At 58.6% G+C, this 15,146-nt stretch carries 16 protein-coding genes; 10 read left to right on the top strand and 6 right to left on the bottom strand.

What is annotated here, in order from left to right:
- Positions 1-307: 307 nt before the first annotated feature.
- Positions 308-742, top strand: a complete 435-nt coding sequence (locus F3J19_RS13315; protein ID WP_167041962.1) for a lysozyme inhibitor LprI family protein — start codon at positions 308-310, stop codon at positions 740-742.
- Between the two features lie 107 nt (positions 743-849).
- On the opposite strand, the gene F3J19_RS13310 is transcribed toward F3J19_RS13315, so the two are convergent.
- Positions 850-1,896, bottom strand: coding sequence for a porin (locus tag F3J19_RS13310; protein WP_167042013.1), 1,047 nt, complete (start codon positions 1,894-1,896; stop codon positions 850-852).
- 700 nt (positions 1,897-2,596) lie between these two features.
- Here F3J19_RS13310 and F3J19_RS13305 point away from each other — a divergent pair.
- Positions 2,597-2,902: a hypothetical protein gene (locus F3J19_RS13305; RefSeq protein WP_205192821.1), complete on the top strand. Its 306-nt coding sequence runs from the start codon at positions 2,597-2,599 to the stop codon at positions 2,900-2,902.
- A 134-nt stretch (positions 2,903-3,036) separates the two neighbouring features.
- Here F3J19_RS13305 and ampC read toward each other — a convergent pair whose 3' ends face one another.
- Complete coding sequence (ampC, locus tag F3J19_RS13300) at positions 3,037-4,245, bottom strand: class C beta-lactamase (RefSeq protein WP_167041960.1); 1,209 nt, start codon at positions 4,243-4,245, stop codon at positions 3,037-3,039.
- 31 nt (positions 4,246-4,276) lie between these two features.
- On the opposite strand from ampC, the gene F3J19_RS13295 reads away from it, so the two are divergent.
- Positions 4,277-4,639: a hypothetical protein gene (locus tag F3J19_RS13295; protein WP_167041958.1), complete on the top strand. Its 363-nt coding sequence runs from the start codon at positions 4,277-4,279 to the stop codon at positions 4,637-4,639.
- Between the two features lie 84 nt (positions 4,640-4,723).
- On the opposite strand, the gene F3J19_RS13290 is transcribed toward F3J19_RS13295, so the two are convergent.
- The 4 genes from F3J19_RS13290 to F3J19_RS13275 all read right to left on the bottom strand — a co-directional run bounded on the left by F3J19_RS13290 (position 4,724) and on the right by F3J19_RS13275 (position 7,200).
- A complete protein-coding gene (locus F3J19_RS13290; protein WP_167041956.1) occupies positions 4,724-4,999 on the bottom strand; it encodes a hypothetical protein in 276 nt (91 codons plus the stop codon).
- Positions 5,000-5,532: 533 nt separating this feature from the next.
- Entirely contained in the window at positions 5,533-5,883 is a 351-nt protein-coding gene (locus F3J19_RS13285; protein ID WP_167041954.1) for a YopJ family acetyltransferase, read from the bottom strand.
- Positions 5,884-6,446: 563 nt separating this feature from the next.
- A complete protein-coding gene (locus F3J19_RS13280; protein ID WP_167041952.1) occupies positions 6,447-6,704 on the bottom strand; it encodes a hypothetical protein in 258 nt (85 codons plus the stop codon).
- Positions 6,685-7,200 carry a DUF2778 domain-containing protein gene (locus F3J19_RS13275; protein ID WP_167042011.1) on the bottom strand — a complete coding sequence of 172 codons (516 nt, stop codon included), beginning with the start codon at positions 7,198-7,200 and terminating at the stop codon, positions 6,685-6,687. The genes F3J19_RS13280 and F3J19_RS13275 overlap by 20 nt, the downstream gene beginning before the upstream one ends.
- A gap of 692 nt (positions 7,201-7,892) precedes the next feature.
- Between F3J19_RS13275 and F3J19_RS13270 the strand changes: the two genes are divergently transcribed.
- From F3J19_RS13270 to F3J19_RS13240, 7 genes are all read left to right on the top strand, one after another.
- On the top strand, positions 7,893-8,792 hold the full coding sequence (locus F3J19_RS13270) for a LysR family transcriptional regulator (RefSeq protein ID WP_167041950.1): 900 nt from the start codon (positions 7,893-7,895) through the stop codon (positions 8,790-8,792).
- Between the two features lie 113 nt (positions 8,793-8,905).
- Positions 8,906-9,565 (top strand): substrate-binding domain-containing protein, encoded by a 660-nt coding sequence (locus F3J19_RS13265; protein WP_167042010.1) that lies wholly within the window; start codon positions 8,906-8,908, stop codon positions 9,563-9,565.
- Positions 9,566-9,597: 32 nt separating this feature from the next.
- The gene (locus F3J19_RS13260) at positions 9,598-10,635 is read left to right on the top strand and encodes an amidohydrolase family protein (protein WP_167041947.1); all 1,038 of its coding nucleotides are present in this window, start codon (positions 9,598-9,600) and stop codon (positions 10,633-10,635) included.
- Positions 10,628-11,311, top strand: a complete 684-nt coding sequence (gene ligK / locus F3J19_RS13255) for a 4-carboxy-4-hydroxy-2-oxoadipate aldolase/oxaloacetate decarboxylase (protein WP_167041945.1) — start codon at positions 10,628-10,630, stop codon at positions 11,309-11,311. Before F3J19_RS13260 ends, ligK begins: the two co-directional genes overlap by 8 nt.
- Positions 11,312-11,321: 10 nt before the next feature.
- Positions 11,322-12,266: an amidohydrolase family protein gene (locus tag F3J19_RS13250; protein WP_167041943.1), complete on the top strand. Its 945-nt coding sequence runs from the start codon at positions 11,322-11,324 to the stop codon at positions 12,264-12,266.
- 111 nt (positions 12,267-12,377) lie between these two features.
- Positions 12,378-13,718: an MFS transporter gene (locus F3J19_RS13245; protein WP_167041941.1), complete on the top strand. Its 1,341-nt coding sequence runs from the start codon at positions 12,378-12,380 to the stop codon at positions 13,716-13,718.
- A 159-nt stretch (positions 13,719-13,877) separates the two neighbouring features.
- On the top strand, positions 13,878-14,945 hold the full coding sequence (locus F3J19_RS13240) for a porin (protein WP_167041939.1): 1,068 nt from the start codon (positions 13,878-13,880) through the stop codon (positions 14,943-14,945).
- The last annotated feature ends 201 nt before the right edge of the window (positions 14,946-15,146 follow it).

Here is a 15,146-nt window from a genome sequence, read left to right as displayed (position 1 = left end):
TTGCCAAACTGTTCAAGCAGCTCGGCGGGAATTGCCGGCAGATCGGCCGGTGGGGTCTTTGGTTTGCGAGGCATATATTCTCCTGGGGAGCATCATATGCCTTGAACACGAAATTACTGACAGGCCCCAGGAACGTGTCGAACGCCGGCTTGTCGATCTCCATTTGATCGGCTCGCGTGTCATGTAGACTGGTGCCCGTCATCTGCGACATTAATCGCACTGCGCTACAACTCGATGCAACGAGACCCAAGTTACGCAAAAAATTGGACTATGCATTAAGCGTGGCTCGAAAAGGAAACGCAACCATATGCACACACTAAAGCTGATTGCCCTAAGTTGCTCACTCTCTTTGCCGGCACTGTCTCATGCCGCTCCTCACGATACCGTTCAAACCCAAGAAAATCTGTGCAGCGCTTATTCACAGGCCGGAATGCGGGATTGCCTTGCACAAAAAGTCGCGGAGAGTCAGGTAGCGCTGCAACGAGCCGAGGAAGCCGTGGGCCACTCGCTCACCCAATGGGATGAAGACGGCAAGTACATTAACGTAGCAAAAGCTAAACTGGTCGCATCGGACCGGGAGTTTCCCAGGTATCGCGACACCGAGTGTGAGTTTTCAGCCTCGTTAAGCGGTGGCGGAGCAGGTAACGCGCATGAGATGGGGCGACTGGCTTGCGTGGCGGTGCTCAACAATCGACGCGCCGAACAGCTACGCAATGCCGTTGCCAACTTGCCGTTGAGGTAGCCAGGCGATCAGTGAGAGCTGTTACCGCCCGGAACCCGCATCGGTTCCCTCTCATTACCCGAAACCATCCACCGCAACAGCAACATGCAACAGTGCGCCGTCCGCATCTAGAACGTATGGCGAATGCCGAGGCTCACGCCGGCCGTCGTGCCCGTGGGCAGATCGAGTGCGTTATTGACCGAGAGCCCCGCGTGCATGGCGCCGTGATTGGTCACGAAGCCGACCTGTGCATACGTGACCGTCGCTTTGGATAACGAATATTCAAGTCCGGTCGAAGCGAGAATCGAATTATTCGACGATTCGTTTGCATCGCGCGTGACCCAGATGCCCGCGTCGACATTCAACGCCGGCGTGATGCGATAGCTCGCGCCGCCCGAATAGACGCGATTGTTGAACGAGCCCGCCACCTTGTACTGCGTGTACGCAGCCATCACGGTCAGGTTGTTGAACACGTAGCGCGCACCGAGCGCGCGGCCGTTGAATTCGACGGCACTCGGAATCGCGATGGCCGCGGCGCTGCCGCCCGCGTTGCCGCTGTAGAGCGCGGCGTCGATCGTGAGTCCGCCGAAGTGATAGCGCAGGCTCGCCGAGTACTGGCGACCTGCCTGAAAATCACCGGCAGTTCCGCCGAGCGCGAGCATCGCGCTGCCTTGCAAGCCCGCGATTTCCGGCGACGTGTAGGAAATGCCGTTGGGATTGAACAGGCCCGTCACATAGACGTTGTTCAGATAGGTGACGAGACCGCTGCCGAAATAGTCCATGTCGCGCGGGTCGAAGTCGTACACCGACAGAAAGAACGGCGAGAACTGCAAGCCGGCCTTGACTGTACCGAAGCGGCTGTCGATGCCGATCCACGCCTGACGTCCAAACAGATTGCCGTTCGAATTGTTCAGCGAGCCATTGGCCACGCTAAAGCCGCTTTCCAACTGGAAGATCGCGCGCATGCCGCCGCCGAGATCTTCGGCGCCACGCAGGCCGAAGCGCGAGCCGGACAGGCCGCTGTCGGTGAACGAATACTGATGGCCGGCGCTCTGGCCGGTACTCATGTCGAGTGTCTTGCTGGTATAGAGCAGCGACGCGTCGACGATACCGTAGAGCGTGACACTGCTTTGCGCCTGAGCGCTCGGGGCCGCACCTAGCGCACACGCCCCCATCAATCCAAGAACGACTCCGATCCTGTTGCGATGACTTGCCGGCATGCTGCGTGTCTCCTTGTTTTACGTTTTCGGATGAACGATGAAATGAATCCGCGCCGCGCTGCGATTTCGACCGGCAATAGAACTCTCTCGCGATCCATCAGGATTACGGAACATGAAGAGCGTGCTATTGGACGTCAGGACTGGATCGACTGCGCGTTTTTCTGTTTGGCTGATCTCCTGATAGCGAACGATTCCATGAAGCACTCAACCGGACTGATTGGTGTGCTCACAGAGTTCAGACGGAATTTGGCACGACCGTTCGCTATGTGTCAACGTGGTAAACTGCATGAAGAACTGCAATGCAGTCCAAACAAGGGAAAATACCTAGTCTGCTCGATATGCGATGTTTTACCAGTAAACCCTTGTGATATTGAGAGGATTTAGATGAGGTCCCGATTGAAGCGTATGGAATGGCATTACTTATTGATTCTGCATTGCAGAACTTATACCGAGGTGAGCGCTTTGTCAGATCGAACCCGAGCCGCGATGGATCAGGCGATGTGCGTTGCGATCAACGCTGCCAACCCGCGGCCTCTATTTGCCTGTAAGCTTGAGCCGGCGGTGACGTAAAAGGCTGCGCAATCCGCCTTGATGAACCACGATTCGCAGATGGACTTTAACTCTGTTGCCAACACTCCCTTGGGGGATATCAGTTATGAAGAGCTTTGCCATTAAACGAATCATGCTCGGGATTTCGGCTGCGGCACTGGTGGCCGGCACGATCCCGCTCGCTGTCGCGCAGAACGACACAGCGTCCCCGGCCGCCGCCGCAAGTGCCGCGAAGCCGACCAAGGCCGAGCGGAAGGTCGCGCGCAAAGCGGCCCGCAAACAGGCTCGTGCGAAGAAGAATGCCGAGCTGAAGAAACTCGAAGACGCGGGCTATCAGCCAGGGCAAAACGATCCGAACAATCTGCAGCAGGCGCAGAAGAAGGCCGGCGTCGGCGCAGCCGCGAGTCAGTAGCGGTTGTTGGATAGACGCCCGGCGCTTCCCTGATTCAAGGGAGCGTCGGGCGTTTTTATTTTTTGATGTTGCTTCGGTATCTTGAGTATTTTTGCGGTTGGATTGGCGAGTTGTGTTCAATGACCGCTCGGCGATTATTTCGCCTTGCTCGTGTTCGACGCCGCCGAAAGTGTCGTGAGTATCTGATAAGCCGCATTCACCCGAGCCTCGATCGGGAAATTGCGGTTGCCGAGGATCACGATGCCCATACGCTGCCTCGGCACGAACGCGATATAGGAACCGAAGCCGTTGGTCGAGCCGGTCTTGTTGATCCACACGTCCTGCTGCGGCGGCAGCGGCGGCTCGATTGCCGCCGCGGGTGTCGCGTTAAGGGCTATCTCCGGCGAGTTGCCCGCCTGCAAAGTCTTCAATGCAACGGGGTAGGGGTACTGCTCCCAGATCAGGTCCTGAGTCAGCACACTGGCCTTGAAGTAGCCGGTGTGAGTCGCGTCGATCGCACGCTGGAGTTTGTCGTCGATCGGAAGCATGTTCATGTTCGCCTGCATGAAGCGCAGCATGTCGGCGGCGTTCGACTTGACGCCGTAGGCTTCGGCGGCGAGCATGCCGCCTTGCAGGCGAATCGGCGCGCCATCTTTCGTATAGCCTTGCGCATAGTCCGGCAGCCTCGCCGCCGGGACATCGATATAGCTGTTCTTCATGCCGAGCGCCGGAAACAGGCGTTGCTGTACCAACGCGGTGAAGTTCTGCCCCATGCTCTTCGCGGTGATGAACCCGAGCGTGCCGATGCCCGGATTCGAATAGGTCCGGTAAGTACCCGGCGCGTGAGCCGGTTGCCAGTTCCTGAAGTACTCGAGCAACTGCGCATCGTTATGGATGTCGTCCGGCACCTGAAGCGGTAAACCGCCCGGTGTGTGCGTACCGAGATTCAGAAGACTGACCTTGCCGAAGGGCGTGCCGCGCAGCGTCGGCAGATACTGGCCGGTGCTGTCGGATAGCGAGAGCTTGCCGTCCAGTTGCGCATACGATGCGAGCGTCGCCGTGAACGTCTTGCTGACCGAGCCGAGTTCGAACAGCGTATCGCGTGTGACCGGCTTGCCGGTTTGCGTCGACGCGACGCCGTAGTCGAACACGTATGGCTTGCCTGCGACGATCACGCCGACCGCCATGCCGGCGACGTGGTACTTCGCCATCAGCGGCTGGATCGCGGCATCGACGGCGGGCTTGATCCGGGCGGTGTCGTGGTCCGCGTTCTGATCGGCGGCGTGGCTTGCAGGGGAGAGCGCGCACAGCGCGAACGTGGCGAAGGCGGCGGCCGTGACGAGGCGGAGCGCTTTGAGCTTCATGGGCAATGAGTCCTTGAACGTGTGTCGGCAAATGACTGAGGCCGCACTATCCGGCTTTTGCAGGCCCTTGGCAAACGAGGATAAGTTGCGCGAGGGTAAAGAAAATGTTGTGGCCGACGATCATTCACGGCCCGTTTCTGCCGAGCCTATGGGAAACGCAGAGCCGCATGGAGAGTTGCCATGCACGCTGCGCGATGAGCGTGCGCAAATTGTGCAGGCTGTCGAGATGCACTATGGCGCGGTTGCGGGTTTGGCCTCGGGGAAACAGACGGCATCGCGCAATGTGCTGCGCGAGTTGTTTCATTTGATGCGGCGTGCGAGACGGCAGAGGGAAAAAGTCTCGCCGCTGTCTGCACTGAATGTCGGGGTGAAGGAGCCGTCGTGGCGAGTATGAGACGTGCTACGCATTTCGTCGGGTGAATGCCGACAGTGCGTGGGAGGTGTGGAGTGTGCTTCGCGGGGCGTTCGTAGTCGATCGCTATTGGCTGTGTTGCATGGAGATGATGATTGCGTGCATGACTGCGGCTATAAGCACGGTAAACACGGCGCGTTTAAGCCCTGCCACGTTGCCACGCCGTTTGACGTGTAGCCGGCGTGGGAAGATGCGGTCGAGTCGGGCCTCAAATTCCAGTAGCCGGATTTGCAGGCCGTAGGGAAGGTATTCCCACGCGGTCAAGTAGGCAGGGTGTTGCCATAGACGCTGCTTGTTGCTGTGTAGTGTCGGCTCGTGGTGCTGGTCGACGTTGTTATTCATGTTGGCCCCATTTCGATTTCGACGTGATTTTAGCCGTGCGGGGCGTGCCGGTTGAACTACCTGTTCGGATAGGTTTCCCGGCGGGCGTTCGCTTTTCGATACATGACTTCGCGTGCTTTGCTAAAGAACACGGCGTGCAATGCTGGAAATGGGTTCGCGGCCTTTCAGGGAGATATGATTACTGTCTGGTTCGCACTCTCCATTCCCGAAATGCTTTGAGCCTCTCGTCTCTCTCTCCATTGTTTTTTACGTATTCAAGCTCATTAAGGGACCGGCTCATGGAACTCAGTCTCTCCAGCAAGGATCGATCAAAAGCCCCGCTACCTTTCGAGAGAGCCGCTCCGGTTTTTCGGATTTCGCGCAACCTGAACCCTTCGATTGAGGCACTTGTTTCAAATTCTTTACTGTCGTTATTTATACGTCTCACACGATAGCTAGCATGTCGATCGCTTAGTCTCTCACTACTGTTTTTCTTTACAAATGCTTCCGCGAGGCCATATTCCTGTTTCAGAATCGCACGTGTCTGCGTATGTTTAAGAAAACCGATGGGTAGATTTTTCAGCTGATCGCTCAGAAATGATCTGAGCATTGTTTTTGCCGTGAATTTCGCCTGTGAACCCGGTCTTGTAGGACTTGATTGCGAAATTGAGCGCATACATGATGCAATCTTGTGTGGATTTTTGAATCTCTGGCGTAATAATCGAAATTTTTCGTCCTTCCGCTCTTAATAGATCTGCTGCAGACTCCAAACGGGTGTCGCTATGCTCGAAGGCCGAATCGGCAATCACTATTGAAGTTTCATTGCTCCCCACTCTTACATCCGCCATCGCGCAATGAACAGAATTTTCCGACGGGTGGAAAATAAATCTGAAATTACCCTGCATCCCGCCATTTTCAATACGCTCTACTTAGACCACTGAGAGGTCCGCTCGCAGGGAGTCTTTTCGCTGCACCGCCAGACGATACGTTTGTAGTCGTTGTGTGTTTTTCTTCAGGAGGCGACGTGGTGACGGGGCTTGGAGGCCTTGATCCGATAGATATTGGCATGACAGGGGCGTAGAGAGTGATTGTTCAGAGAACTCATGTATTCCACGCTAGCATCATCCTTTCGCAGAAAAAAATCTTCGCACAAGCGAAGACGGCTTCTGAAATGCGAGGCAGTGTGACGGTAGGTATGGCGAAAGTCTTTTGAGTCACGTTGGCGCCAATATTGTGCGTGGCTGGGCGGTGTTGTTCGAAGGGCTGTTTTGGATTGTTCGGGTCGCAGGGCCTCACTTCATTATTTAATTTTACATAACATAAATTATCGCCCATAAATTTGTGAGTCCCAAGTTCAGATGTAGGGTTTCCGCTAAATAGAAATGTCTGGTTCAGGTCTGCCCGAGGCGCATGCTATCCGCGCGCAACCCGGCGGAGCCTGCCATGAACGAGCCAGGACTGGTGACGATCAACCAGACCGGTAACGTCTCCAGAGCTTCAGGATCGCCACGTAGGCCAGAATCGCGACGATCAGATCGATGATGACCATGGTCGGAATATAGAGATTATCGGAGTCACTAATGCCGAGTCGGTCAGAGGCGTCAATCCAGAACATTATCTGGCCCTCAGGCATCGGTAACGGATACGTATGGACGTAGCGAACAGAAAGAAGAAATAATCCGATAAATAACGCTACTTTAAATATTCTACGGACAAGTGTCGCCATGCGCCGTTACCTCAATCGTTCCATATGCACGAATGCCTGAATTGCGAGCGGGGATAGTGAAGGTGTGCAGGAGTGCGCGTCTTATTTTTTCGAAATCTGCATAACCAGGGAGGGTAATGCAGCCTTTCGATAGACCGCGACCGCCTGCTGGGTGCAAGCGGAATTGTCCGCGCTCGACACCATTAATCCAGGTGTGGTCATCGATAATGCCGTCGTCACGATAAAGTGCGAACCACTCTTCATGATTAGTACGTCGGCCGACTACGCCGCTCCAGATGTCTTTTGCATGCGCTTCAGTTCTGGATCTGAATCCGCCTGTTGGACGATCTACTATCCAATAGATCCCTGTTGGAAGCGGACCATTATCAGGCACCGTAGTACAGCCTCCTTTGTTCCGATAGATACCGTCACCTGAGTATGCTTTAAATGTACCAATGCCGGGAATAATCAATGAAGATCTGTCCTTATCGATTATAAATTTTCCATAAAACGCCAATTGATGCACTCCCCTTGTGTCGATTATTTAATCAGAATGCCACGTAAGAGAAAGCGCAAGGTATCTTAATAATGCCCTGTTGCTGATTAACATCAGACAATATGGAATTATTAAAAATCAGAAAATTCCTAATCCCACGGACAGAAAATTCCTGTATCGGCCCCCTGCAGGTTACTCGATCACCGTTGGATTTTCAGGCAGCGGAGAGTATGTACCGAATTACCTTGGGCTCGGCGCCGCCGAGCCCGGGTGCGCGACGATCTCCGTCGTCACCTCGACGTCGTGGCCATCGTCGCTGAGTGCGATGAGGTGCTCACCCGGCACGACATACAGGTGGACTTGCTGCGACGGGCGCCGCGCCGCAGCTTCCTTACCGTCGACCCGCACGCGCTCCGGGGTCTGAGATATCCAAACCTTAAAATATGTTCAACGTAAATTAAATTACCACCCCCAAATTTGTAGGTCCCAAATAGAAATGTCGTGTTTGCGGGTTCAGGCTGGTAGCCAGCATTCGTTGAGGAGCGCCGGCCATGAACGCTATTGTAGTGACTCAGTTGCATGAACCGCTCCCGCGGAGCAGCCATCCACTTGCAGTATGCTTTGCGCGTGCCCCCCGGCATGCGCCTTTATTTCGTGCCCGATGTCCCGCGTTGCACCCGGGATCGGGAGCATCCACTCTTGCGAACAGCAAAATGAATCTCAAGCAGCTGGAGTACTTCGTTCGTGTCGCCGAGTTGGGCAGCTTCGGCAAGGCTGCCATGCAACTGAACATGACCCAGCCGGCGCTTTCGCGTCAGGTGCGGCTACTGGAGACGGATCTGCGCGCGACGCTGCTGATCCGTAACGGACGAGGCGTTGTCCTGACCGAAATCGGCAAGCGTCTATTCGATCATGGCGTGAGCATCCTGCGGCTTGTCGCGAGCGTCACCGAAGACATCGAAGCCGCGCGCGACGAGCCGTCCGGACACATCGTGCTGGGACTACCGCCGAGCATGACCCGGCGGCTGACGCCGTTCCTTGTCGATACTTTCCGCCGCGAATTGCCGGCTGCATCGCTGGCCATCGTCGAGGGGCTTTCGACCCATCTCGTCGAATGGATTGCAATGGGCCGGGTGGATCTGGGCCTCATCCACAATCCCCAACCCAATCCGGCTATCGAGATCACGCCCGTGCTCGACGAGGCGCTTGGCCTCGTGAGCCGCGCGACGCGTGGCGATGCGAAAGCCAAACCGCTGCCCTTTTCCCAGCTCGCCGACTATCCCCTGATTCTTCCCGGACACACTCACGCGATGCGCCGGCTTCTCGACACCCAGGCGGCCATGTCCGGGGTGAAGCTGAATATCGCCCTGGAAGTTTCGAGCGTCCCGTCCATTCTCGATCTCGTCAATGCAGGCTACGGCCATGCCGTACTGCCCCAGACAGCGCTTGCCGCCTCGGATCGGCCGAAGGCATTCACGCTGCGCCCGTTCAAGGACCCCATGCTGACCAGTACGCTGTGTCTCGCGGAATCCGCGCACAAGCCGACCAGCCGGCTCGTGCGGCAGACCGCCCGGCTGCTGCGCGAGATCGTTTCCCATGCCGAATCGTTATAGCAGCTAGTAGGATCGTTGTACTAGGCAATGCATACCCCAATGGCCAGAATCGGGCCATGGAAAACTTTGCTGCTTCTGTTCGTTCCGACGCGAGACTTTCCGGCGTCTCGTCGATGGCGACCCGCCTGCTGCTCGCCGATATCGGCACGTTATACCGCGAGCAACGCGGTATCGACGTGCATTTCAGGTCTGTCGGCGGCGTCGATGCCGCGCGGCTCGTGCGTGACGGCCATCCCTTCGATCTTGCCGTACTCGCGAGCGACGCCATCGACGCACTGATCGCAAGCGGCCATCTCGTGAGCGACAGCAGGACCGATGTCGCCCGCTCGAACGTCGCCGTGGCGGTCCGCGCCGGCGCGCCCCATCCCGCGATCCATAACGCAAAGGCATTGCGCGAAGCGCTGCTCGGCGCGCATAGCGTGGGCTATTCCACGGGACCGAGCGGCACGGCCCTCATGAATCTGCTTGAAACGTGGGGGATTCGGGACGCCATGGCCGATCGCTTCGTGCTGGCAGCGCCCGGCGTACCGGTCGGCCAGCTTGTTGCCGATGGCGTCGTGGAACTCGGCTTCCAGCAACTCAGCGAACTCATGAATCTGCCCGGCATCGACGTGCTGGGAACCATGCCGCACGACTGCGCGATCGTGACGACATTCTCCGCCGCGCTTTGCACGGGTGCGGCTCATCCCGACCCTGCGCGCGATCTGCTTCAGGTCCTGCACTCAGCCATCACTGACGAACTCAAGCATCGCCACGGCATGGAACCCGCGTGAGCGAGCGCACTTCCCTTCTTCAAGAACTCCTCATGATTATCGACATACACGGTCACTACACGACGGCGCCCAAGGCGCTCGAAGCATGGCGCAATCGCCAGATCGCCGGCATCGCGGACCCCGCACAGATGCCGCGCGTCTCGGAACTCGTCATCACCGACGACGAGCTTCGCGAGAGCATCGAGAATAATCAGCTCAGCAAGATGCGCGAGCGCGGCTCCGACCTCACGGTGTTTTCGCCGCGCGCGAGCTTCATGGCCCATCACATTGGCGACTTCAACGTCAGCAGCACGTGGGCGGCGATCTGCAACGAACTGATCCATCGCGTCTCGGCGCTCTTCCCCGCTCATTTCATCGGCGCGGCCATGCTGCCCCAGTCGCCCGGCGTCGATCCGCGCTCGTGCATTCCCGAGCTCGAACGATGCGTGAGGGACTACGGATTCGTTGCCGTCAATCTGAATCCGGACCCATCGGGCGGTCACTGGACTTCGCCGCCGCTCACGGACCGGCACTGGTATCCGCTGTACGAAAAGCTGGTGGAGCTCGACGTTCCCGCAATGATCCACGTCTCGACCTCGTGCAACGCATGCTTTCACACGACGGGCGCGCACTACATCAACGCCGACACGACAGCATTCATGCAACTGGTTCAGGGCGATCTGTTCAGGGATTTTCCGACGCTCAGGTTCGTGATCCCGCACGGCGGCGGCGCTGCACCCTATCACTGGGGACGCTATCGCGGTCTCGCGCAGGAACTGAAAAAGCTGCTGCTCACGGAACATCTGCTCAACAACGTCTTCTTCGATACCTGCGTCTATCACCAGCCCGGTATCGACCTGCTCACGAAGGTCATTCCCGTCGATAACATCCTCTTTGCGTCCGAGATGATCGGCGCGGTTCGTGGGATCGATCCGGAAACCGGCCATTACTACGACGATACGCGGCGCTACATCGAGGCGACGCTCAACCTCAGTGCGGAGGAGCGTTACAAGGTCTACGAAGGTAACGCGCGCCGTGTCTATCCGCGTCTGGACGCGGCACTCGAAAAGAAGGAGAAACAGAATGTTTGAACTCGGCGTCGTACATCGCCATATCGAACGCACGGAGCCGGCGCTTGCCGGCGCATTCGCAGGCTACGGCTGTGCCACCGTGCACGAGGCCATGGGCCGTGTCGGTCTCATGAAGCCGTATATGCGTCCGATCTATGCCGGCGCCCAGGTTGCCGGTACGGCCGTCACCGTCCTGCTGCAACCGGGCGACAACTGGATGCTCCACGTCGTGGCCGAACAGATCCAGCCGGGCGATATCGTCGTTGCCGCGGTCACGGCGGAGTGCTCGGATGGCTATTTCGGCGACCTGCTGGCGACCAGCTTCAAGGCGCGCGGCGCGCGCGCGCTCGTGATCGACGCGGGCGTGCGTGACGTCAGAACGCTCACGGAGATGCAGTTTCCCGTCTGGAGCCGTTTCGTCAGCGCGAAGGGGACGATCAAGGCCACGCCCGGTTCCGTGAACATCCCGCTGGTGTGTGCCGGTGCGCTCGTCACGCCGGGTGACGTGATCGTGGCCGACGACGACGGCGTGGTCTGTGTGCCGCGCGGTATCGCGCAAGAGGCACTCGAAGCCGCGAGGTCACGCGAGGCCAATGAAGCGGGCAAACGCGAGAAGCTCGCCAGCGGCGTGCTGGGGCTCGATATGTACGGCATGCGCGAGCCTCTGGCGAAAGCCGGCCTTCGCTACGTTGATTGAGGAGACGCACATGTCCAGCACAAATTCCAGAATCACCACGGGTCCCTTCGAGAAAACGCCGGGTTGGCTCGACTGGTTGGAAAACCCGAGCCGCCCGCTATTCGCCCTGCCCGCTGGCGCCGTGGACGCGCATTGCCACGTGTTCGGTCCGGGCGAGCAGTTCCCGTACGCACCGCAACGCAAGTACACGCCGTGCGATGCCTCGAAGGAACAGCTCTTCGCGCTGCGCGATCATCTCGGCTTTGCACGCAACGTGGTCGTTCAGGCGACCTGCCACGGGTCCGACAATCGCGCGATGGTCGATGCGCTGATTCATTCGAATGGGCGTGCGCGGGGCGTCGCCACGCTGCCTTTCGACGTTACCGACGCGGAACTGCAACGCCTGCACGACGTGGGCGTGCGCGGTGTGCGCTTTAACTATGTCCGGCGTCTCGTGGACATCACGCCTGCCGATGAACTGCTGAAAATGGCTCACCGCATTGCTCCGCTCGGCTGGCATGTCGTGATCTATTTCGAGGCACCGGATCTCCCGGAGTTGTGGGACTTCTTCACCTCGTTGCCGACTACCGTTGTTGTAGACCACATGGGGCGCCCGGATGTGACGAAGCCGGTCGACGGTCCCGAATTCGAGCTCTTCGTGCGCTTCATGCGCGAGAACCCGAACGTGTGGTCCAAGGTCACCTGCCCGGAGCGTCTTTCCGTTTCCGGTCCGGCTGCGCTGGATGGTCAGCGCGCGGCCTATCGCGATGTCGTGCCGTTTGCCCGCCGCCTCGTCGAAACTTTCCCGGATCGCGTGCTTTGGGGTACTGACTGGCCGCATCCGAACCTGACCGCGCACATGCCCGACGATGGCCTGCTGGTCGACTTCATTCCGCAGATCGCGCCGACGGCAGCGCTTCAGAAGAGCCTGCTGGTCGATAATCCGATGCGCCTGTACTGGCCAGAGGAAACCTGAACAGTTTTTCCCGCACTGCCTGGATTTCGTGGCGGGCATGGCAACGTGCCGTGACTCTCAGGCCCCTCGGGCCCGCCACTTCACTCATCGATAATACAAGGAGACATCCCCGTGCAATCCGCGCCTACCCAAGCCGCGGGTCTCGTACTCACCCCCTGGCAGAAATCGCAGGCAGTTGCGATGTCCTGTCTTGGCTGGGCATTCGACCTCTTCGACCTCTTTATCCTGCTGTACGTGGCGCCGATACTCGCCACGGTATTCTTCGACTCGTCGCGGCAGATGCTCTCGCTGGCCGCAGTCTACGGTGCTTTCACGGCGACGCTGATCATGCGTCCGGTCGGCGGCTATCTGTTCGGCCGGTACTCGGATCGTCATGGCCGCAAGAAGACGCTGGTGGTCGCATCCGTCGGGGTGGGCGTATCGACGGCACTCATGGGCACGATCCCAACCTATCAGAGCATCGGCATCCTCGCGCCGATGCTCTTTTTGCTGTTGCGCCTGATTCAGGGCGTGTATATGGGCGGGATGGTCGCGGCCACCCATACGCTCGGCACCGAATCGATCGGTCCGAAGTACCGGGGGTTGGCTTCGGGGATCATCTGCGGTGGCGGCTCCGGCATCGGCAAGCTCTTCGCCTCCCTTATCTTCGTGCTGGTGAGTGCCCTGATTCCGCCCGCGGCATTCACGGCGTGGGGCTGGCGCATCATGTTCTTCTCCGGCCTCGCGAGTTCGCTGCTTGGCCTGTTCGTTTTCACACGCCTTCAGGAGTCGCCGCTGTGGCTCGCACTCGCGGCGCAACATCGCGCGGCACCGACGAGGCCGCAGAAGAAGGCCAGTGCGCTGAGCGGCGGCTTCGTGGGCATCACGGTCGGGTGCGTATTGCTGACCCTCGCCGGCGGCGGCCTGTCGTATCTCACTTCGGGTTACCTGCCGACATTCCTGAAGATCGTCAATCACGTACCGCACACCACGATGGGTATGATCCTGAGCGTGTCCGCCGTGTGCGTGAGCCTGACGTCGGTGCTGGCGGGCGCGCTCACGGACCGCATCGGCCGGCGGCGCGCGATGCTTTTCTACGGCCTGATCTCGTTGGTGTCGATCCCCTTGCTGTACCTCGGGTTGACCCATGCCGAGGGAATCGGCGCAATTGCGGTCTATACGATTGCACTCAGCTCCATCGGCACGTTCTGCTATTCACCGCTCGTGATCGTGCTCAATGAGCGCTTTCCGACCGCGATCCGTTCGAGTGGCACCGCCATCTCGTGGAACGTGGGCTTTGCCATCGGCGGCTCGATGCCGACCCTCGTCTCGCTGCTCGCGACCGACGTCGGCGCCCTGCCGATGACGCTGGCTACGGTCAGCGCGCTCGTCAGCCTCGTGTATCTGGCCGTCGTATTCCTGATGCCGGAGACGAAGGGCGCGATGGACGAATCTTCCGTGCCGGCGGCATAGCGGGTTTTCGCGGCATCGGGGCGTATCCGCTTCAGCCGGTACTGTCGTCGCTCCGATCCACCTTATCTCTTCGTTTCGATCCTGTCATCGGGGTGCGGCTCGTGGCCGACGCCCCGGACAGGTGTCGAAAAAAATAACAATTAATCAGGATGACAAATCATGAATCAAAGCCAGGGATCCGGAAAGCTTCGTGCAATCAGCGTTGCCTCTCTCGCCTGTGCCTCTCTTGCCATGTGTGTGGGCGATGCGCATGCGGCCACGCTTTCAGGCGACGATTCGTCGTCGGTTAACCTGTACGGTTTGATCGGCACGTACGTTACCCAGTCGAAGCTCAGCACGACACCGAAGGGGACGGTTCAGATGGGCGGCGGCGGACTCACGACCTCATACTGGGGCATGAGCGGCAATGAGGCGCTGGGTGGCGGGACTCGCGTCATTTTCAAGCTCGAAAGCTTTTTTCGGCCCAATACCGGCCAGATGGGCCGCAACACCACCGATGGCCTGTTCTCGCGTAACGCGTATGTGGGGCTGGCAAACGACACCTACGGGACAGTCAAGTTCGGCCTGCAGACGACGCAGACGTATCTGAACCAGAGCATGCTCAATCCGTTCGGATCGTCCGTCGTGTTTTCGCCGCTCGTCGTGCAGTCGTACGTGGCAGGCTACAACGGACAGGTGATCGGCGATACCGTCTGGGGCAATACGCTCGGCTACTATTCGCCTTCGTTCTACGGGCTGACGGGTGTCGTTCAGTATTCGGTCAGCAGCGTGGCGGGTCAGCAGGGGCGCGACAATCTCGGCCTGCACCTCGTCTACGAGCATGGGCCTGTGCAGGCCGCGTTTTCGGCTCAGCGGGTGCGAGGGGCGCCGAATTCTCCTGGGGTGGATCAAACGCTCTACCTCGCGGGTGCGACCTATAACGCGCAGTTCGCGAAGTTCTACGGCACACTCCAGACCACGAATACCACGACTTCGCACATTGGCACGCATACGTACCAGCTCGGCGTATCCATTCCGGTGACTGCGGTATCGTACATACTCGTCTCATGGGCCACCACCCGGCAGAGCGCGCCATCAAACCAGGATTCGGTGCATAACACGGGATCGATCGGCTACGACTACTATCTCTCGAAACGCACGGATGTCTATGGTGTGTATTCGTACGACAGGATTTCCGCGCATCCTTCGGGCAGCACCTATGGTGCGGGGATCCGGCATCTGTTTTGATGCGAGGGGATTTCCGGTTCAGCTTCCCGGTCAACTTTGTCGCCATCCAGTCAATGACGCGACTTCGCAGTCTTTCGTGGCCTTTGCCCAATAGCGGAGCAACCACGCCACCGGCACTATGACACCACGGCATTGGTTCGCTGAAAGCGCTTCGTCGTAGAACAGTAGCTACCGCCCGCGAAAAACATGGCAGAAAGTAAA

Source organism: Burkholderia sp. Ax-1724 (assembly GCF_011752995.1).
Classification (GTDB): Bacteria; Pseudomonadota; Gammaproteobacteria; order Burkholderiales; family Burkholderiaceae; genus Paraburkholderia.
This window is presented reverse-complemented; position numbering and strand designations above follow the sequence as displayed.